This window comes from Pantoea sp. USHLN298 (assembly GCF_037149395.1).
GTDB classification, from domain to species: domain Bacteria; phylum Pseudomonadota; class Gammaproteobacteria; order Enterobacterales; family Enterobacteriaceae; genus Pantoea; species Pantoea astica.
Genome location: NZ_JBBCRO010000006.1, coordinates 86,055 through 104,755 on the forward strand (window position 1 = coordinate 86,055; position 18,701 = coordinate 104,755).

19 protein-coding genes are annotated in these 18,701 nt (G+C 56.7%); 5 read left to right on the top strand and 14 right to left on the bottom strand.

Features of this window, described 5'->3' with window-relative positions; all coding sequences use genetic code 11:
- Window positions 1-76: 76 nt before the first annotated feature.
- From recC to rppH, 9 genes are all read right to left on the bottom strand, one after another.
- Window positions 77-3,454, bottom strand: a complete 3,378-nt coding sequence (gene recC / locus WFK59_RS16105; protein WP_336756415.1) for an exodeoxyribonuclease V subunit gamma — start codon at window positions 3,452-3,454, stop codon at window positions 77-79.
- A gap of 104 nt (window positions 3,455-3,558) precedes the next feature.
- The gene (locus WFK59_RS16110; RefSeq protein WP_233987244.1) at window positions 3,559-3,885 is read right to left on the bottom strand and encodes a prepilin-type N-terminal cleavage/methylation domain-containing protein; all 327 of its coding nucleotides are present in this window, start codon (window positions 3,883-3,885) and stop codon (window positions 3,559-3,561) included.
- Window positions 3,845-4,249 carry a DUF2509 family protein gene (locus tag WFK59_RS16115; protein ID WP_233987243.1) on the bottom strand — a complete coding sequence of 135 codons (405 nt, stop codon included), beginning with the start codon at window positions 4,247-4,249 and terminating at the stop codon, window positions 3,845-3,847. Before WFK59_RS16115 ends, WFK59_RS16110 begins: the two co-directional genes overlap by 41 nt.
- Window positions 4,246-4,773, bottom strand: coding sequence for a prepilin peptidase-dependent protein (locus WFK59_RS16120; RefSeq protein ID WP_233988129.1), 528 nt, complete (start codon window positions 4,771-4,773; stop codon window positions 4,246-4,248). Before WFK59_RS16120 ends, WFK59_RS16115 begins: the two co-directional genes overlap by 4 nt.
- Window positions 4,770-5,240: a prepilin-type N-terminal cleavage/methylation domain-containing protein gene (locus WFK59_RS16125; protein ID WP_233987242.1), complete on the bottom strand. Its 471-nt coding sequence runs from the start codon at window positions 5,238-5,240 to the stop codon at window positions 4,770-4,772. The genes WFK59_RS16120 and WFK59_RS16125 overlap by 4 nt, the downstream gene beginning before the upstream one ends.
- A gap of 192 nt (window positions 5,241-5,432) precedes the next feature.
- Window positions 5,433-6,227, bottom strand: a complete 795-nt coding sequence (thyA, locus tag WFK59_RS16130; protein WP_233987241.1) for a thymidylate synthase — start codon at window positions 6,225-6,227, stop codon at window positions 5,433-5,435.
- Entirely contained in the window at window positions 6,224-7,105 is an 882-nt protein-coding gene (lgt, locus tag WFK59_RS16135) for a prolipoprotein diacylglyceryl transferase (RefSeq protein WP_094120945.1), read from the bottom strand. The genes thyA and lgt overlap by 4 nt, the downstream gene beginning before the upstream one ends.
- 120 nt (window positions 7,106-7,225) lie before the next feature.
- Entirely contained in the window at window positions 7,226-9,472 is a 2,247-nt protein-coding gene (gene ptsP / locus WFK59_RS16140) for a phosphoenolpyruvate--protein phosphotransferase (protein WP_336756421.1), read from the bottom strand.
- Window positions 9,473-9,484: 12 nt separating this feature from the next.
- Window positions 9,485-10,012 (bottom strand): RNA pyrophosphohydrolase, encoded by a 528-nt coding sequence (gene rppH / locus WFK59_RS16145; protein WP_031376193.1) that lies wholly within the window; start codon window positions 10,010-10,012, stop codon window positions 9,485-9,487.
- Between the two features lie 684 nt (window positions 10,013-10,696).
- Between rppH and mutH the strand changes: the two genes are divergently transcribed.
- From mutH to WFK59_RS16165, 4 genes are all read left to right on the top strand, one after another.
- Window positions 10,697-11,374, top strand: a complete 678-nt coding sequence (gene mutH / locus WFK59_RS16150; RefSeq protein ID WP_336756423.1) for a DNA mismatch repair endonuclease MutH — start codon at window positions 10,697-10,699, stop codon at window positions 11,372-11,374.
- Window positions 11,375-11,473: 99 nt separating this feature from the next.
- Entirely contained in the window at window positions 11,474-12,184 is a 711-nt protein-coding gene (locus WFK59_RS16155; protein WP_336756425.1) for a TerC family protein, read from the top strand.
- Between the two features lie 118 nt (window positions 12,185-12,302).
- Window positions 12,303-12,521 carry a YgdI/YgdR family lipoprotein gene (locus tag WFK59_RS16160; RefSeq protein WP_336756426.1) on the top strand — a complete coding sequence of 73 codons (219 nt, stop codon included), beginning with the start codon at window positions 12,303-12,305 and terminating at the stop codon, window positions 12,519-12,521.
- Between the two features lie 140 nt (window positions 12,522-12,661).
- A complete protein-coding gene (locus WFK59_RS16165) occupies window positions 12,662-13,702 on the top strand; it encodes an NADP(H)-dependent aldo-keto reductase (protein ID WP_336756427.1) in 1,041 nt (346 codons plus the stop codon).
- A gap of 40 nt (window positions 13,703-13,742) precedes the next feature.
- On the opposite strand, the gene WFK59_RS16170 is transcribed toward WFK59_RS16165, so the two are convergent.
- The 5 genes from WFK59_RS16170 to WFK59_RS16190 all read right to left on the bottom strand — a co-directional run bounded on the left by WFK59_RS16170 (window position 13,743) and on the right by WFK59_RS16190 (window position 18,190).
- Window positions 13,743-14,192, bottom strand: a complete 450-nt coding sequence (locus WFK59_RS16170; RefSeq protein ID WP_233987235.1) for a GNAT family N-acetyltransferase — start codon at window positions 14,190-14,192, stop codon at window positions 13,743-13,745.
- 13 nt (window positions 14,193-14,205) lie between these two features.
- Window positions 14,206-14,979 (bottom strand): FCD domain-containing protein, encoded by a 774-nt coding sequence (locus WFK59_RS16175; protein WP_033733824.1) that lies wholly within the window; start codon window positions 14,977-14,979, stop codon window positions 14,206-14,208.
- Window positions 14,980-15,075: 96 nt separating this feature from the next.
- Window positions 15,076-15,393: a PTS sugar transporter subunit IIB gene (locus WFK59_RS16180; protein WP_233987234.1), complete on the bottom strand. Its 318-nt coding sequence runs from the start codon at window positions 15,391-15,393 to the stop codon at window positions 15,076-15,078.
- A gap of 23 nt (window positions 15,394-15,416) precedes the next feature.
- Window positions 15,417-16,844 carry a glycoside hydrolase family 1 protein gene (locus WFK59_RS16185; protein ID WP_336756428.1) on the bottom strand — a complete coding sequence of 476 codons (1,428 nt, stop codon included), beginning with the start codon at window positions 16,842-16,844 and terminating at the stop codon, window positions 15,417-15,419.
- On the bottom strand, window positions 16,841-18,190 hold the full coding sequence (locus WFK59_RS16190; protein WP_336756430.1) for a PTS sugar transporter subunit IIC: 1,350 nt from the start codon (window positions 18,188-18,190) through the stop codon (window positions 16,841-16,843). Before WFK59_RS16190 ends, WFK59_RS16185 begins: the two co-directional genes overlap by 4 nt.
- A 179-nt stretch (window positions 18,191-18,369) precedes the next feature.
- Between WFK59_RS16190 and WFK59_RS16195 the strand changes: the two genes are divergently transcribed.
- Complete coding sequence (locus WFK59_RS16195; RefSeq protein WP_233987231.1) at window positions 18,370-18,678, top strand: PTS lactose/cellobiose transporter subunit IIA; 309 nt, start codon at window positions 18,370-18,372, stop codon at window positions 18,676-18,678.
- Window positions 18,679-18,701: the final 23 nt, after the last annotated feature.

The window sequence follows — 18,701 nt, forward strand, 5'->3', positions numbered from 1 at the left end:
GTGTCTGACACCGCGGCTCAACGCAGAGCAAACTTTCTGTGTAATTAGCCAGTAAACTTATCTGCTGCCTGGCCTGCTATTCATCATCCTGATGTGCAGCCAGCACCGGTAAATACCAGCGCTGTGCCGCCTCAGTTATCTGGTGTAGCTGTGTCTCTTCCAGCACGCGACACAGGCGTTGCAGGTAGGGATCGCTGCCTTCACCCTCTACCTGATAACTGCCTGACCACGCCGTCAGCAGGCGATTACGCGCTTTAAGCTGGGTCGCCTCATCGGTCAGAAGTTGCTGGCTTTTTTTGTCATAGCTGGCCGTTAACCAGGCGCCGCCGCTTTTGTTAAGCAGCATCAGCGGCTGGCGCATACCGGCCAGGTAGCCCGCGACATAATCATTCAGCGCCGTGAGGGCCTCCTGCTGACTTACCGCCAGAAAGCACCAGCGACTGTGTTGCCGACCATACATCCGGCTGCTGCCGGTTCCGCCCAGTGCGCAGTAGACCAGATGCTCCAGCCAGAGCAGCAGGCCGTCGTTCATGTTCAGTACACCTGGCCGCCAGCGCAATAGTCCGTCACTCTGCACCTGCGTCAGCCAGCCGGTCAGGCTGACCTGTTCCAGCTGCAGATTGACTTCCCAGCTCTCGCCTTCGCTGCGCTGGGTAACCACTTCTGCCGCCACTTCCTGCATCTCGTCACGCTGCGCCTGCCAGAACAGTTCACCAAACGCACCGTAAGGCAGATTACCCGCCGCACGGTGGTGCGCATAGAGCCGCTGGGTATCCTCCCCTTCCACCAGCGCATTCAGCAGCTGCGCGTTAATCTGATAACGCTCCAGATTATCAAGAGCAAAGGGTTCGCTGTCGGGCAGTTCGTTCTCTTCCAGCCAGAAATTGACCCCGAGCCGTTGATGAAACCATGCCCGCACTGGATGGCGCCAGAAGCGCAGAAACGCCTCCAGCGTCAGCGTCTCAATCGTCGGTGCCGCCAGCGGCTGGACAAAATCGGGTTGCGGCTCTCCCGTTCCCTGCGCGGCCGGTAGCCATTCGCGGGCAAAGCTTTGCAGTCTGGCGGCTGGCTGGAAGTTATCGGCAGCAAACGGCATCCGGCTGTGCAGATGCTGCAGATGATCCCGCACCCGCGCCGCACTCTCATCCAGATCACGCTCTTCATCACCCTCCAGATAAAAACTCTGGCCGATATAGTCCAGCAGTTCTGTGACCAGCACCGACGGGTAGCGTTCCGTATTATCCTGAATAGCCCGCCCGATATAGCTGATGTAGAGCTGCTGCTGTGCAGAGATCAGCGCTTCCAGAAACAGATAACGGTCATCGTCACGGCGGCTGCGATCGCCTTTGCGTGACTTTTGTTGCATCAAATCAAAACCTAACGGCGCTAAGGTGCGCGGATAAACGCCATCATTCATCCCCAGCAGACAAACCACCTGGAACGGAATCGAACGCATCGGCATCAGGGTACAGAAGTTGATCTGTCCGGCAAGAAAACGCTGGCTGATACGCTGCTGATCCAGCCGGCTGCGGAGATCGTCACGCAGCAGGGTGACCGGTATCGCCTCTTCAAAGCGGGCGTCCATGCCATATTCAATCAGCGCCTGCCACTGCTCTTCAACCAGCAGCAACGCCGCTTCGGTCTCCGCATCCGGGCTGAAAAAGGCGTTCAGCAACTCGCGGCATAGCGGCAGCCAGGCCTGCAGCGGTCGTGGTTCGGCCAGCCGCTGCCGCCAGTGGTTAAGCCGCGACAACAGCTCCGCCAGATGCCCGGCCAGTTCGCCCACCAGGCCACTCGATTCGTCATACGGCAGAATGCCTTGCCAGTCACCGTTGTGGCTTTCCATCGCATAGCCCAGCAGCATACGCTGCAGACCAAAGCGCCAGGTGTGCTGGCCGGTAATCGGTAATGACAGGGCTTCCACGCTGGCGTCATCCAGCCCCCAGCGCACCCCCGACTCACTGACCCAACGTCGCAGCAGGCGCAGACCGCTTTCATCGATGGCGAAATGGCTGGCCAGCGCCGGCACATCCAGCAGCGCCAGTACATCTTCTGAGACAAAGCGGCTATCCGGCAGCGCCAGCAGGTGCAGGAACGCGACAATCGCCGGATGTGCCTGGCTGGCGCGGCGATCTGAAATGGCAAAAGGTAAATAACGGTCCGCAGGCGCGTTGGCGAAAACGGCCTGAATAAAGGGCGCATAAGCGTCGATATCGGCCACCATGACAATAATGTCACGCGCTTTCAGCGCCGGGTTGGCCTCCATCAACGCTAACAGGTGATCCTGCAGCACTTCAACTTCACGCTGGGCACTGTGGCACACCTGTACCGCCACTGAGCGATCGGCGGGATCGAGCCGGCGTTTCTGATCGCTGTGCGCCAGTTCGGCGGCGTTCAGCCCGATGACCGCGTTGTCCTGCAGGTTGAGCAGATCGGACTGCAGGCAGTGCAGCAGATTGTCTTCTTCCACCTCAACAAAGGCGTCGATGTCGTCATTATCTTCCATCTGGCTGAGCAGAAAAAGATTGTCACGCCCCAGCTTGCCCCATGAGGCAAGCAGAGGGTTCGTCAGCTGTTGTTCACCCGCCTCATTGAAGAGCGCAGGCGCCTGTTCCACGTCACGGAACAGTCCGCGCTGTTCATCCGCGCCATGACGCCGACGCTGACGGCTTTGCAGCTTCGCCAGAAAGGCATAATCCTGAATATCGCCCCAGTAATCGCGGCAGGGATTGGTAAACAGCAGATGGATATCGATATGGCGTCCCAGCGCCTGCAACGCCTGAAGATAGACCGGTGGCAAGGCGGAGATGCCACAGATAAAGACCCGCTTCGGCAGATTTTCTGGCGTGTGCTGCGCCTGCTCCAGCGTCTGAATAAAACGCGCATAGAGGTTGGCACGATGCCATTTAGGCTGGCGCAGGGTTTCGGTATAGCTGACCAGATCGCGCCACAGCGCCGCCTGCCAGCGCTGCGCCTCGCCCAGTCCCTCAATGGTTTCACCGCGCTCCCAGCTGTTGAGCCAGTCGGCGCGATAGACCAGATACTGGTCAAACAGATCCGCCACCCGCGAGCTCAGCTGGAACAGTTTACGTTTGTCGCCATCGTCATGCAGGTAGTGGCGCAGCGAGATAAATTCCTCGTGCTCCAGCATTTCCGGCAGACGATGCATCAGCTTCCAGCTCATGCTGGCTTTGCTGAACGCGCTCTCTACCGGAATGTCGGGCAGCACCCGAACGAACATCTCCCAGATAAAGCTGGCCGGCAGTGGAAATTCGATGTTGGCGGCGATACCAAAGGTCTGGGCCAGCTCCATTTGCAGCCACTGCGCCATCCCCGGGCTTTGCACCAGCACCATCTCTGAGGCGAAAGGGTCATCCAGTGGATCATGTTTAATCACCGCAGCCGCCAGAATCTTCAGCACATCAAGCTGATTTGAGTGATAAACGTGAAACATGAAAACTCCTGTGGTAACTCAGAACATAACTGCGGTATTGCGGCCCGGTAACTCTACCGCGGATCGCGGTTGAAGCCCATCAAAAGGGCGTTTGCGACTGCGGTTTAACAGCGTAATCGCGTCAGGGTAGCCGTACGCTGCTGCGGCCCCTGGACATCGGCCCGTTCCTGCACACAGCCTGTCGGGCTGCTCTGGCGTTGCAGGGTGGAATGCCAGCCTGCGACCGCCTGCCCGACCAGACGTTGTTCCGCTACCCGCCACGCCTCGCGCTGCTCCCACTGCTGGCTGAACCCGCGAACCAGCGCGCGATGATACTGTAAAAGCGCACTGCTGCTTAATGCCATTAACAGCAGAGCAAATAACGCTTCCGGCAGGCTGAATCCGCCGTTCTCAGAGACAGTCGCCTGGCCTGGTGAGCGGACAGTAGTCAATCCAGCCGTGCGGCAGCGCCTGAATCTGGCCCTGCTGGCGTGTGACCCACTGCCACACCGCGGTGCCACTGCCGCTGGCCTCACCTTTGAGCAGCCCTTTTCCATCTTCACCTCGCTGTAGACAACTGCGCCAGCCCTCGCCTTCGTTAAGCTGGCAACCGGCCGTTTCGCCCGCCGGCCAGCGTTGGGTTAAGCCCCATTGCAGTGCCGACTGCGCCCGCCAGAAATCCTGTATGAACTGCTGCTCGTCAGCCAGTAACAGCATCCCCTGCTCCAGCATTTTCCGGCTGGCATGCAGCGTCAGGCTGCCGATCACTAACAGCATTAACACCATGCCCAGCGTGCTGCTGCCCCGCTGCTTCACAGGTTTTCACCCTCTACCCAGCTTTCCACCGTTTCCAGCCAGCGTCCGGCTCGCCCCTGCAACCGCAACCGGATTAGCTTCTGCTGGCGGGTCACACTGAACTGCTCCAGCGTCAGGAAAGCCGGATCGGAGAGCCGTTCCCAGCCGCCAGAACCGCAGTCACCAACCCCACGCTGCATCTCCAGCTGTTGCAACCGCAGGCGATAGCCGTAGTGATCGCTGTCCGCCTGGTTAACGCCTTCCCACTGACCGTTGCTGTTCTCATCCCAGCGCAGCAGCAGACAGTTTTCACTGATTGTCAGCGCGCCGCTGCCACACTCGCCGTGGCAATAGCCGGCACGCCGCACCGCCTTTTCCAGCGTGGCCATGATCTGCTGAAGCTCCTGACGCAGCTGCGCCCGCTGCAACAATTCGACGTTTTCGCCCAGCAGCAGCGGCAAGAAACGTCCGGCGCTGACCATCAGCACCGCGCCAATCGCCATTGCGATCAGCATCTCCAGCAGGCTGAATCCGGCCGCTTTCAACGGCACGCCTCGTCTTCGGTAAAGCAAAAACGGATGCGCGCCCGGGCCGAAATAATCAGCCGCAGCCGGCCTGCGTCATTACCCAGCTCAAGGCTGCCTGCTCTGGCTACGTTGCGACGACCGTAAAAACCCGGCTCACCGCGTAATTCGTACAAGGTTACGTCAGAGTACGGTGCGACGAAATGCAGCCGCTTTCCTGCCTGACATGGCCCTGATGGCGGACTGCCGCTGCCAAGACACCAGGGTTGGCCCGCACGTGACCAGAGGATCAGGTCACGATTTTGCCGGAACGCCTGAGCACGCAGCCGCAACAGAAATCCCTGCAGCTGCTGGGCGGTATCGCGCAGCTGCTGCCGTTGCTGCCAGCGCTGCCAGCCGTGAAGTGCACCGAGGCTCAGGATGCCGGCGATCACCATCACCACCAGCAGTTCCGGCAGGGTAAAACCGCGTAACGGGTATCTTTTCATGGCGCTAGCGTGCCGGGTGATGAAAGCGGGAACAAGCGGGCTGTTGAGAGGCTGGAAACGACATCGCAGAGAAAACGATCATCAGACATTCAGTGGCATGACGCTGCGAGCCGTGCCGCATATTTTTACCGCTCAGGCATAAAAAAAGCCCCGGTGTGCAGAGCATCACCGGGGCTTTTTCATTTGCATGGGTTAAATCGCGACCGGCGCCTTAATGGCCGGATGCGGATCGTAACCTTCAATGTCGAAATCATCGAACTGATAGTCAAACAACGAAGCGGGTTTACGCTTAATGACCAGCTTCGGCAGCGGACGCGGCTCGCGGGTCAGCTGCAGGCGCGCCTGCTCCAGATGGTTACTGTAGAGGTGGGTATCTCCGCCGGTCCAGACGAAGTCACCGACCTGCAGGTCGCACTGCTGCGCCACCATATGCACCAGCAGCGCATAACTGGCAATGTTGAACGGCAGACCCAGGAAGATGTCGCAGGAGCGCTGATAAAGCTGGCATGAGAGCTTGCCGTCAGCCACATAGAACTGGAAGAAGGCGTGGCACGGTGCCAGCGCCATCTGATCCAGTTCACCCACGTTCCAGGCTGAGACGATGATCCGGCGTGAGTCAGGGTCGCGTTTCAGTTGCTCGATCACTTTGCTGATCTGGTCAATCTCTTCGCCGCTGGCGGTGCCCCAGCTACGCCACTGCTTGCCATAAACCGGGCCAAGATCGCCCTGTTCATCCGCCCACTCATCCCAGATTGAGACATTATTCTCCTTCAGGTAACCGATGTTGGTGTCACCTTTCAGGAACCACAGCAGCTCATGAATGATGGAGCGGATATGGCATTTTTTCGTGGTGACCAGCGGAAACCCATCCTGCAGATTGAAACGCATCTGGTGACCAAAAATTGAAAGCGTGCCGGTTCCGGTACGGTCAGCTTTTGGCGTGCCTTCATTCAGCACATGTTGCATCAGGTCCAGATACTGTTTCATTTTTCCTCACGAAATTGTGGCTGTGGACGACGACGATAGGCCCAGATCATCATGGCGATACCGGCAATAATCATGGGGACGGAGAGAATCTGCCCCATACTGATTCCGCCTTCAAACAGGCCAAGCTGGGCATCCGGCTGGCGGAAGAACTCGACGATAATACGGAATGCGCCGTAACCGATCAGGAACAGGCCAGAGACGCTGCCCATCGGGCGCGGCTTACGAATAAACAGGTTAAGAATGATGAACAGCACCACCCCTTCAAGAATCAATTCATAAAGCTGCGAAGGATGACGTGGCAGCACGCCGTAGGTATTGAGCAGCGCCTGATATTGTGGGTTGGTGGCGGCCAGCGCGACATCTTCGCTGCGTGAGCCTGGGAACAGCATAGCAAACGGGAACCCCGGATCGACACGGCCCCACAACTCGCCGTTAATGAAGTTGCCAAGACGGCCTGCACCGAGACCAAACGGGATCAGTGGGGCGATGAAATCAGCCACCTGGAAGAAATGGCGTTTAGTGCGGCGAGCGAAGACCAGCATCACCACAATCACCCCAATCAGGCCACCGTGGAATGACATGCCGCCATCCCAGACTTTGAACAGATAGAGCGGGTTTTCCAGGAACAGCGGTAAATTGTAGAACAGCACGTAACCGATACGGCCGCCAAGGAACACGCCGAGGAAACCGGCATACAGCAGGTTTTCCACTTCCTCTTTTTTCCAGCCGCTGCCGGGCTTGTTGGCGCGACGCACCGCCAGCCACATGGCGAAAACAAAGCCGACCAGATACATCAGACCGTACCAGTGCAGCGAAACCGGTCCGATCGAGAAGATCACCGGATCGAACTGCGGAAATGCAATATAGCCGTTATTCATCATTCACCGTCTATTCTTCGGCCCTGAAAAAAGGGCGTTAACAGGCACATAAATTAAGGCTGCGCATCATAGCACAGCCGGTTTTGTCAGTTGACGCCGAAATGTAAATGCGGATAACGCTTAGCGGCCTCCGCGGATCAGACCGCCCAGTCCACGCCGCTCCATAAAGGTAGAGACCAGATGGCGAACCTCGGTAGCGGTATGCGCATTCATTCCCTGTTCACTGAGCTTCTGCGCTTCTTCCTGATCCAGATGGCGCAGCAGGTATTTCACGCGCGGCACATTTTTACCGTTCATGCTGAGATGGTGATACCCCATCCCCACCAGCAGCGCGACACACATCGGATCGCCTGCCATTTCACCACACAGGCAGAGTTCAAGATTGGCCTGACGGGCTTCGCGGGCGATAGCGTGCAGGGCGCGCAGCATCGCCGGGTGCAGCGAGTCGTAGAGATTGGCCACGCGGGTGTTGTTGCGGTCCACCGCCAGCAGATACTGGGTCAGATCGTTGGTGCCGACCGAGACAAAGTCGACGCGCGACGCCAGATGCGGGATCATAAACAGCATCGACGGCACTTCAATCATGATACCGATGCGCGGCGTGGGGATGGTGTAGCCCAGCATCTCTTCCACTTCGCGACCGGCGCGATCGATCAGCCGTTTCGCCTCGTCGATTTCGTCGATATGACTGATCATCGGCAACAGAATACTGAGGTTGCCGGAGGCCGCATTCGCCCGCAGCATGGCACGCACCTGGACCAGGAAAATTTCCGGCTGGTCGAGCGTCAGGCGGATACCGCGCCAGCCCAGGCAGGGATTCTCTTCACTGATCGGCATGTAGGGCAGCTGTTTATCCGCGCCAACATCAAGGGTGCGCAGCGTGACCGGCTTGTTGTGAAACAGCTGCAACATGCCCTGATACTGTGCCACCTGTTCCTCTTCTGACGGGAAGCCGTTCTGCAGCATAAAGGGGATTTCGGTGCGATAGAGGCCGATGCCGTCAACCCAGCTGCCGAGCGCCTGTTCATGCTCCGGACTTAATCCGGCGTTCAGCATCACCTGCACTCGCTCGCCGCTTTTCAGCTCACCGGGTTGATCGACGACCCCTTCGGCCGTTTTGCTCAGCGCGTTCTCTTCGCTGATCAGCCGCTGATACTCCTGCACCAGCACCGGTTCGGGATCGATTAACAGCTCGCCACGGTAACCATCGACGATCAGCAGCCGTTTATTCAGCTGATGCGGCAGGATATCGGCACCCATGACCGTCGGGATACCCATGGCACGCGTCAGGATCGCCGCATGGGAGTTAGCGGCACCGTCGCGCACCACCACGCCAGCCAGCCGCTCGTGCGGCAGCTCCGCCAGCGAGGTGGCAGTCAGTTCATCCGCCACCAGCACAAACCGCTCCGGCCAGGCGTTGGTGCCGACCAGCGAATCATCGAGATGGAATAACAGACGCTGACCCAGCACGCGCAGATCACCCGCGCGTTCCCGCAGATAGCTGTCGGTCAGGCTGGCGAACTGTTCGGCAAACTTCTCGATCACCTGTTTAACCGCCCACTCCGCCACCGATCCGCGTTCGATCTCATCGAACAGATCTTTCTTCAGGCGGGCATCGGTTAACAGGTGGGAATAGAGGTCAAAGATCGCCGCGCTCTCTTTTTGCACGCTGGCACTGAAACGCTTGCTGAAACGGCGAAATTCGCTGGCGGCTTCGCTCATGGCGAGCGACAGGCGTTCACGCTCACGCTGAACATCCAGCGTTGAGGCCGCGGAGACCTGATCGAGCAGCGGCTGCGTCTCATCGACCCAGCCCGGTGCTACCGCCACGCCTGGCGCGGCGGCGATGGCGCGTATCCGGGTCTGACGGAACTGACCAAACAGCTGCCCCATCTGGGATTGCGACAGCAGCGCCGCCATCTGCGTGGCCAGCGTGACCAGAAACGACTCTTCGCTCTCATCAAACTGACGATGTTCACGCTGCTGTACCACCAGCACGCCCAGTAGCTGGCGACGGCTGATGATTGGCACGCCGAGGAAGGAGCGATAGCGCTCCTCTTTCACCGCGGGGATATATTTAAAACTGGGATGACTTTGCGCGTCGGCGAGGTTGATCGGCTCGGCCAGACGACCGACTAAACCGACGATGCCTTCGTCGAACGCCAGCGTCACGGTGCGGCCACGCGGCTTTTTCAGGCCGCGCGTCGCCATCAGGTAATAGCAGCGACGATCGTGATCGGCGAGGTAAACGGAACAGACTTCCGTTTCCATCGCCAGACAGATCTCATTGACCAGAATGTCGAGTGCTTCATTCAGACGCGGCGCACTCGCCACTTTTTCTACAATTTCGCGCAACTGAGTGAGCATAAAGGGCGTGGCCTATCCTCTCTTACGTCGATGGGCAGGATTGTTTCGCTGCCCCGCACTCTCCTGCATAGACATCACCACGCCAGCGAATTCCTTCATCACCCGACGGTAGACGTCGCGTTTGAAGGAGACAACCTGACGCACCGGATACCAGAAGCTCACCCAGCGCCAGCCGTCAAACTCAGGCGTGCTGCTGTGCTGCACATTGATATCCGCGTCATTAGACATTAACTGCAGAAGAAACCACTTTTGTTTCTGGCCGATACATACCGGCTTTGTGTCCCAACGCACCAAACGTTTTGGCAACTTGTAGCGCAACCAGTTACGGGTAGATGCAAGTATTCGAACATCTTTACGGTGTAACCCCACTTCTTCGAACAGTTCGCGATACATCGCCTGTTCAGCGGTTTCACCGGGATTGATGCCTCCCTGAGGAAATTGCCAGGAGTGCTGTCCAAAGCGCCTGGCCCATAACACTTGTCCCTGCCTGTTACAAATTACGATACCAACATTCGGGCGGTAGCCATCATCATCGATCACCGGACTACCTCAAAGCTAAATTTGAATAGGCTGATTGTTTCACACTCCTTACAGGCGGTAAACCACTGGATTCACGGGGTGTTAAGCGTAAAACTCCGGGATAACTCACAGAGAAGCCGCTAGTTATGAACAATCCCCGTCAGAAAAATCGATCTTATTCACCTTTTCTGTGGATAGCTTTGTGCAGAACGCGGGAGTTAACTGAATAACCTTGCTGAACGTTTCAGGCAGATGAAAAATCCATTATTCCATATAAGTTTGATTATAATAGATAAAATTGAAGAATAAACAAATTATCACGGCGATTAACCCCCGACAAAACTGTCCACTCTTTACAGTTGGATGAATTTTAAGCGCTTAGCAGGTTATCCACAACAGATCGCTCAGCCTTAGGTCAGAGCGGTGAAATTAGCGTCAAAAACGGCAAAGTCAAGGCTGTAAATGGAACCAGTACCGCACAGGCTGGCGGGTTATCCCACTTTTCTGTGGATAACCGGGTATGAGATCCTGTTCATTGTTGCGAGTAAGTTGGGATAACCTGCAAGCACCCCTTTCATTGCCCGCGAGATCCGCTGAAAAAAGCACGATCTATCATGTTATTATCCTCACTCAGCGCAGTGAATTGTTCAGTTAACCCCACTGCGCAACATCCTGTACAAATTTTAAGCAACATGAGTAATCACCATGAGCCACCTGCCAGCACCGCCTGAAGATGAAGCTATCCTGCTGGCCCGGGCGCAGGCGTTAGCCGGATTAACGCTGGAAACGCTGGCCGATCGGGCCGGTCTGACGATGCCTCCCGACCTGAAACGCGATAAAGGCTGGGTCGGTATGCTGCTGGAACTGCTGCTCGGGGCGAGTGCCGGCAGCAAAGCCGAGCAGGACTTCGCCCATCTCGGTATTGAGCTAAAAACCATTCCGATTGATGCCACAGGGAAACCGCTGGAAACCACCTTTGTCTGCGTTGCCCCGCTTACCGGTAACAGTGGCGTTACCTGGCTGACCAGCCACGTACGTCACAAACTGGCGCGGGTGTTGTGGATCCCGGTCGAAGGCCAGCGTGATATTCCGCTGCGGCAGCGTCGGGTCGGGGCACCGCTGTTATGGAGCCCGAGCGCAGAAGAAGATGAGATGCTGCGTCAGGACTGGGAAGAGTTGATGGATATGATTGTGCTGGGTCAGGTAGATCAGATCACCGCCCGCCACGGCGCCTGGCTGCAGATCCGTCCCAAAGCCGCCAACAGTAAAGCGCTGACCGAAGGGATTGGCGATCAGGGTCAACCGATCCTAACCTTACCGCGCGGCTTTTACCTGAAGAAGAGTTTTACCGGACCGCTGCTGGCGCGCCACTTTCTGCTGTAGCAATGACATTCTCACCTGAGGTGGCGCAATTTTGTGGGAGAGAAGCAAATTCAGTGCGTATAATCCCCGTTTAATTTTCGTTTAGGATTGAATGTAGGTATGTTTGAGTGGATTGCCGATCCCAACGCCTGGCTGGCACTGGGAACCCTGACCATCCTTGAGGTGGTGCTGGGTATTGATAACATTATTTTCCTGTCGTTAGTGGTCGCTAAACTGCCTAAGCGCCAGCAAGCCAGCGCACGCCGCATCGGTTTACTGGGCGCGATGTTAATGCGTCTGGGACTGCTGGCCTCTATCGCCTGGGTGGCCAGACTGACCAATCCGCTGTTTACGCTGATGGACCACGCCTTCTCTGCCCGCGATCTGATTCTGCTGTTCGGTGGTCTGTTCCTGCTGTGGAAATCGAGCATGGAGATCCACGAAACCATCGAAGGTAACGAAGCGGAACAGAAATCCAACGTCCATTCGTTCCTCGGCGCGATCGTACAGATCATGCTGCTGGATATTATTTTCAGCCTCGACTCGGTGATTACCGCCATCGGCCTCTCCGATCATCTGTTTATCATGATGGCGGCGGTAGTGATCGCAGTGCTGATGATGATGTTCGCTGCCCGCAGCATTGGTGAGTTTGTTGAGCGCCATCCGTCGGTGAAAATGCTGGCGTTAGCTTTCCTGATTCTGGTCGGTTTCACCCTGATTCTGGAGAGTTTCGCGGTTCATGTACCAAAAGGTTACATTTATTTTGCCATGTTCTTCTCAATGGCGGTTGAGTGCCTTAACCTGATGCGCGGTAAGAAGAAAACCGCATAGAAATGTCAAGGGCGAGCGTGCTCGCCCGCAAATTTTCAGATTCCTACGATTAACCCGGCCGGCAAAACAATTTATTACTACACTTTTTGCAGTCGATGATGTGTGGAGATGAGGCGTAATGAAAGGATGGGCAGGTGTAGCAATTGTGGTGCTAACCGCAGCGATGTTAAGCGGATGCAGTTCAGATTATGTGATGGCAACTAAAGATGGCCGGATGATTATGACCGAAGGTAAGCCGACCATTGATAAAGAAACCGGGCTGGTGCAGTACACCGATCAGTCGGGTCACGCAGTACAGATTAACGGCGATGAGGTCTCGACCATCATTGAACGCTAAGTGCGAAATTGACTCGCCTGCCGCATCTTCCCCGCTGGCAGGCGTTTTCCCCGACTTTTCCCCCTTCCTTCCCCGCCATTGCTCGCGCTATAGTCCCTGAGGAGACAACATTCCATTCCATAAAGAAAAGGAAGCTGGCAATGCACTATCATCGTATTCCCCATAGCACGCTGGAAGTGAGTCAGCTGGGGTTGGGCACCATGACGTTTGGCGAACAGAACAGTGAAGCCGACGCCCATGCTCAGCTGGATTTGGCTATTCGTTCCGGCATTAACTTTATTGATACTGCCGAAATGTATCCGGTGCCACCGCGCCCGGAAACCCAGGGTCTGACCGAACAGTACATTGGCAGCTGGCTGAAACAGCGCGGCAGCCGTGACAAAATCATTCTGGCCAGCAAGGTGTCGGGCCCATCGCGCGGTAACGATGCGTCGATTCGCCCTAACATGGCACTGGACCGCAAGAACATCCGCGAAGCGCTGGATGCCAGCCTGAAACGCCTGAATACCGACTATATCGATCTCTATCAGCTGCACTGGCCGCAACGTCAGACCAACTATTTTGGCAAGCTGGGCTATCAGTACAGTGAAACCACCGCCCAGGTGACGCTGCTGGAGACGCTGGAAGCGCTGACCGAACAGGTGCGCGCCGGTAAGATTCGCTATATCGGGGTGTCGAATGAAACCGCATGGGGCGTGATGCGCTATCTGCAACTGGCGGAAAAGCATGAACTGCCGCGCATCATCAGCATTCAGAATCCCTACAGCCTGCTGAACCGCAGCTTTGAAGTGGGTCTGGCCGAGATCAGTCAGCATGAAGGGGTTGAGCTGCTGGCTTACTCCAGCCTGGCGTTTGGCACCCTGAGCGGTAAGTACCTGAATGGCGCGCAGCCTGCCGGTGCCCGCAACACGCTGTTCAGTCGCTTTACCCGCTACAGCGGCGAGCAGTCGCAACAGGCGATTGCCGAGTATGTGGCGTTAGCCCGCCAGCACCAGATTGATCCGTCACAGATGGCACTGGCTTACGTGCGTCAGCAGCCGTTTGTCGCCAGCACCCTGCTCGGCGCGACCACGCTGGAGCAGTTGCAGACCAACATCGACAGCTTCAATCTGACATTAAATGCTGAGATCCTGGAAGGCATAGAGGCGATCCACCGTCGTTATACCTATCCGGCTCCCTGAATCAGCCCGTGCCGGTCGCCAATAGCGCGGCTGGCACCCTTTACAGAGGGCGGGAATAGAGCATCACAGGCTTGTCGGGATATTCCAGCGCCTCGCCCTGAGGCTGCCAGCCAAAACGTTCGTAATAGCCGCTGAAGGTTGACCACAACCACAACCGCGAATATCCCTGCGCCTGAGCGTGCTGAATCACCCGCTGCTGCAGCGCTTCACTCACGCCTTTGCCGCGCGCGGACCTATCCACATAGAGCGCCGCCAGCCACGGGAAGAGATCCTGACGGCTGATCAGATCACAGCGCCAGAAGCCCACCGTACCTATCGCATTGCCCGCCTCCACGGCGACAAACGTCACCGGAAAATCGCTTCCGCTCAGGCTGCTGGCGACAATGCTGGCGAAGAAGTCACGGCTGTCAGGATCGCCGAAAGCCCGCCACTGCCATTCGGTAATCTGATCGGCAAACTGAGGCACGGCGCTAAGCGGCACTATCTTCATTAATGACTCTCCACTACATCAGCTTTCCCTGAAAGATCGGTACTGAATCAAACAGATAACCGTCGAAGTCAGGCGCATCCGCATCGGAGAGCTCCAGCAGCGTATTTTTAACATTCTCAAGGTGCTGCCAGGTGGCCTGCCATGCGCCCATCACATCGCGACGGCGCAGAGCGGCCAGAATGGTCTGGTGATCGCCCAGCCACTTCAGGCGGTAGGCGCGGGTTTCAAACTGGGGACGCAGCTGCTGCCACAGCGGGCTGCTGTCGTGATGTCGCCAGATGCTGGTCACGGTGTCGAGCAGCATCTGATTCTGACTGGCTCCCGCCAGCAACAGATGAAATAACTTGTCGTTATCCTGACTGCTGTCATTGGCGGCGATGGCACGCTGCTCCTGCTCCAGCGTGCGGCGCAGGTTTTCGATGTCCGCCTTGGTCGCCATTTTAGCGGCAAAGGCGGCGATATTGCTCTCCAGCAGCTGACGCGCCTGCAGCATTTCAAACGGGCCGACATCGCTGCGGAAAAAAGCCTCTTCTTCATCGTCGCTGGCGGACGGAATACGCATCACGTAGACGCCGGAACTCTGGCGAATATCCACCGTGCCTTCCAGCTCCAGCATCAATAACGCCTCGCGCACGATGGTCCGGCTGACGCCCCAGGTTTCAGCCAGCTGACGTTCAGGCGGCAGGCGCGATCCCACCGGATAATGTCCATCGCTGATTTGCTGGCGCAGATGCTGACCAATTTCCTGATACTGCTTTTTTTCTTGCGGCGCTTCGGCTTTGTCCACGCTTTCACCCTTTGCAATCAATGCGCTAACGGCATTGCCGCCGTTCCCTGCGCGACAATGCCCGCGAGCCGGAGAAGATGGCTCGCAAACTGTGCCTCAGTGTATCAAAGCCAGCGCCTGATCGAGTACCTTTGCGCCATTCAGGGTGCCGTAAGCGACGGTATCAATCACCGCAATCGGCAGCTGATAGCTGTCGGTCAGTTTTTTATTCTCTTCCAGTTTAAAGCGCACCTGCGGCCCCAGCAGCACCGCCACCACTTCGCTGCCGTAATTTTGCAGCTCCTCACGCAGATTCTGTTCGGGGATGGCGTAGATCTGAAAAGATAATCCGCGCGCGGCGGCCTCTTTTTCCATTCTTGTCACCACCATTGATGTCGACATGCCTGCGGCACAGGCCAGAACAATACGTTTCATTCTCGCTTCCTCGGGTTATTTGGTTACTTAGGCTCATCATCAAGCCACAGGGTAAATTGCTGGTTATCGCGCAGTGCCCGGAACCAGTGGGCGGACTTTTTCATCCGGCGCTGACGCTGGTTCTCCAGGTCGATTTCAATCAGGCCATAGCGGTTTTTGAAGGCGTTCATCGGCGAGACATTGTCGGTGAAGGCCCACAGCATATAGCCCTGACAGTTGATGCCCGCCTGTTGCGCGCGGATCGCCTGATGCAGATGCTCGCTGATAAAGTGGATGCGGTAGTCGTCCTGAATTTCCCCCTCTGCGTTTTTGAACTGCGCTTCGTTTTCGACGCCCATGCCGCTCTCGGCGACAAACCACGGAATGTTGCCGTACTCATCGCGCATTCGCTGCGCCATATCCCAGATGATTTCCGGCTGAATTTCCCAGCCGCGCGAAGAGTTCATCCGCCGGCCCGGCAACTCAAAGTGCTCGTAATACCAGGCGGGATGGAACGGCGTTTCCGGATGCCAGGCTCGGGACGGGGCTTTTACGCGGTGCGGATAGTAAAGATTAAGCCCGACTTCATCGACGGTATTGCCAGCGATGATCGCCAGCTCTTCCGGCGTTGCTTCCCACTCAATCTGATGTTTATCCAGCAGTGCCAGCAGCTCGGCCGGATAGGTGCCTTTAATAGCCGGATCGAGAAATACCCGGTTATAGAACAGGTCATAAATATGCGCCGCCTTCCGGTCATGCGGGGCTGACGAGCGCGGATAGGTGACTTCCGGGTTGAGGATGGTACCGATGCGACCGGCATAGCCCGCCTGGCGGAACAGCTGCACCACCCGGGCGGTGGCCAGATTTTTATGGTGGTTCCACTGCATCCACTTATGGGTGTTCTGCTCATAGGGCCAGCGCAGCGCATCGAGATAGACGCGGGTCTGCACCACAATCGGCTCGTTAAACACAAACCAGCGCGTCACCCGTCCGGCATAGCGTTTAAACACCTGTTCGACGTAACGGATAAACAGCTCAACCACATGCTTTGACTGCCAGCCGCCATACTGCTCCAGCAGCGTGGCGGGCAGTTCGTAATGCTCCAGGCAGAGCATTAGTTCAATCCCCTGGCGCTGCATCTCGTCAATCAGCCGGTCATAGTAAGCGGCGTACTCTTCGTCCACCGTGGCCGTTTCATAGTCGGTGAGAAAACGCGACCAGTTGATCGAGGTACGATAGTGTGTCAGCCCGCTGGCTTTCATCAGCGCCACATCTTCTTCAAAACGGTTAATAAAATCGGTGGCGACGGCCGGGCCATAGCCGTTATGCCAGACGTGCCGATCCTGCTGATACCAGGCGTCTGGCCAGGAGTCCTGCCCCACTTTTTTCCCGCTCCAGCCCTCGGTTTGCCAGGCTGAAGCAGCAGCACCGAGAATAAAATTTTGCGGGATCTGAATCAGCTGGCGACTCATAACACCTCCGGTCGGTTCGGGGTCAGTTCAGGTTGTGAATTTTGCGCTTCGGCAGCATCGGCGCGGCGGGCAGCCACTTTGACAAACGGCAGGTAGATCAGCACCGATACCAGAATGCAGATGATCTGGGTCACGACCGCGCCCATCGATCCCGCCGTCGAGAGCCAGGCGTTAATGATCGGTGGCGTGGTCCACGGCACCATCACCACCGCTTTGCCGGCGAATCCCATCACCGTGGCGAAATAGCCGATGGAACCGGTCACCAGCGGCGTAATGATGAACGGGATCGCCAGGATCGGGTTGAGCATAATCGGCATACCAAAGATCACCGGTTCATTGATATTGAAGATGCCGGGGCCGAAGGAGAGTTTGGCGATTTCACGCATCTCCTTGCGCCGCGTTGCCAGCATCACCGCCGTCAACAGGCCGATGGTGAGGCCGGAACCGCCGATGCTCATGTAAACATCCCAGAACGGCATGGTGATGATATTTGGCGCCTCTTTGCCCTGCTCAAAGGCGGTCATATTGACCATAATCGCCCCCAGCAGCAGCGGTTCACGAATCGGTTTCACCATCTGATTGCCGTGAATGCCAATGACCCAGAACAGCTGGGCAACGAACATCAGAATCAGAATCCCCCACAGGCTCTGCACCACCGACTCCAGCGGTTGCTGCACCACCTGATAGACCGCGTCATACAGATACATGCCGCTAACGCGATGGAAAACAAAGCCAAAGGTGGCCACCAGCGTCACGGTGATAATCGACGGGATCAGCGCCGAAAAAGAGGCGGCAACGTTGGGCGGCACAGTATCAGGCATCTTAATTTTCAGCCGCTCAACCTGTTCGAGACGGCAATAAATCTCGACCGACAGAATGGCGATAAACATGCCGAGAAACAGGCTTTTGGTATCTGAGAACTGCTTCGCCAGCACATCGGTGACCAGATGCATCTGACCGTCGACCATCATCTGTAAGGTGGTAGGTGTCACGGAGACAAAACAGATGACCGCCAGCAGGCCAGGGAACAAGGTTTTGATGCCGTTGATACGGCCCAGCTCAATCCCAATCAGGAACACCGCGCCAATGTTGAGGAAGCTCAGCGTGGCATAGTTAATACTGCTGGTGATCGGTTTCAGATCGGCTAAAAAACTCAGCGCGGCGAAGCTGGCGAGGCCATTTTTACTGTCCAGCACCATGTTTGAAATCAGCACCGAGAAGGCGCCGACGATGATCACCGGCATCAGTGTAATGAACGAGGCTTTGATCGCCATGATGTAGCGGTAGCTATTGAAGCGGGTGGCAAAGCTGCCCAGCGAATCGATAAGGCGGTCCTGTAGAGACATGGGTCAACCCTCAGAGATGTAAGATTGGCATTCCAGTAGTCGTGGCTATCTTCCCTGTTAGTGGCATACCAAAATGACGATTATCCCCGTTTCTTTCTGTGACAAAGCTCCCGGAAACGTTTTTTGGCATTCCAGTAAGATTAAAAAAGCCAATTTGGCATACCAATAACGGAGGTCGTATGGATTTCGAACAAACCATGATGGAATTGCTGATCAATGCCGGGGAAGCCCGATCGTCAGCGATGATGGCGATCCAGTGCGCTCGCCAGCGTGACTGGTCAGGTGCCGACGCGGCGCTGGCCGCCTCCGATGCCGCAGCAAAAGAAGCGCATAAGGTTCAGACGCAGTTGATTGGCGCGGATGAAGGCAGCGGCAAGTTACCGGTGACGCTGATCCTGGTACATGCACAGGATCATTTAATGAATGCGATGTTGTGTCGCGATCTGGCGGAGGAGATGGTGATGCTGCGTAAAGAGCTGTTTAACTGACAGGCGGCCTTTGCTGCCGCCTG

What these genes read in the sequence shown, in the direction of transcription:
- recC (WP_336756415.1), bottom strand. Translation starts at nt 3,454, where the DNA reads ATGTTTCACGTTTATCACTCAAATCAGCTTGATGTGCTGAAGATTCTG.
- WFK59_RS16125 (WP_233987242.1), bottom strand. Translation starts at nt 5,240, where the DNA reads ATGAAAAGATACCCGTTACGCGGTTTTACCCTGCCGGAACTGCTGGTG.
- thyA (WP_233987241.1), bottom strand. Translation starts at nt 6,227, where the DNA reads ATGAAACAGTATCTGGACCTGATGCAACATGTGCTGAATGAAGGCACG.
- lgt (WP_094120945.1), bottom strand. Translation starts at nt 7,105, where the DNA reads ATGAATAACGGCTATATTGCATTTCCGCAGTTCGATCCGGTGATCTTC.
- ptsP (WP_336756421.1), bottom strand. Translation starts at nt 9,472, where the DNA reads ATGCTCACTCAGTTGCGCGAAATTGTAGAAAAAGTGGCGAGTGCGCCG.
- mutH (WP_336756423.1), top strand. Translation starts at nt 10,697, where the DNA reads ATGAGCCACCTGCCAGCACCGCCTGAAGATGAAGCTATCCTGCTGGCC.
- WFK59_RS16155 (WP_336756425.1), top strand. Translation starts at nt 11,474, where the DNA reads ATGTTTGAGTGGATTGCCGATCCCAACGCCTGGCTGGCACTGGGAACC.
- WFK59_RS16160 (WP_336756426.1), top strand. Translation starts at nt 12,303, where the DNA reads ATGAAAGGATGGGCAGGTGTAGCAATTGTGGTGCTAACCGCAGCGATG.
- WFK59_RS16165 (WP_336756427.1), top strand. Translation starts at nt 12,662, where the DNA reads ATGCACTATCATCGTATTCCCCATAGCACGCTGGAAGTGAGTCAGCTG.
- WFK59_RS16170 (WP_233987235.1), bottom strand. Translation starts at nt 14,192, where the DNA reads ATGAAGATAGTGCCGCTTAGCGCCGTGCCTCAGTTTGCCGATCAGATT.
- WFK59_RS16180 (WP_233987234.1), bottom strand. Translation starts at nt 15,393, where the DNA reads ATGAAACGTATTGTTCTGGCCTGTGCCGCAGGCATGTCGACATCAATG.
- WFK59_RS16185 (WP_336756428.1), bottom strand. Translation starts at nt 16,844, where the DNA reads ATGAGTCGCCAGCTGATTCAGATCCCGCAAAATTTTATTCTCGGTGCT.
- WFK59_RS16190 (WP_336756430.1), bottom strand. Translation starts at nt 18,190, where the DNA reads ATGTCTCTACAGGACCGCCTTATCGATTCGCTGGGCAGCTTTGCCACC.
- WFK59_RS16195 (WP_233987231.1), top strand. Translation starts at nt 18,370, where the DNA reads ATGGATTTCGAACAAACCATGATGGAATTGCTGATCAATGCCGGGGAA.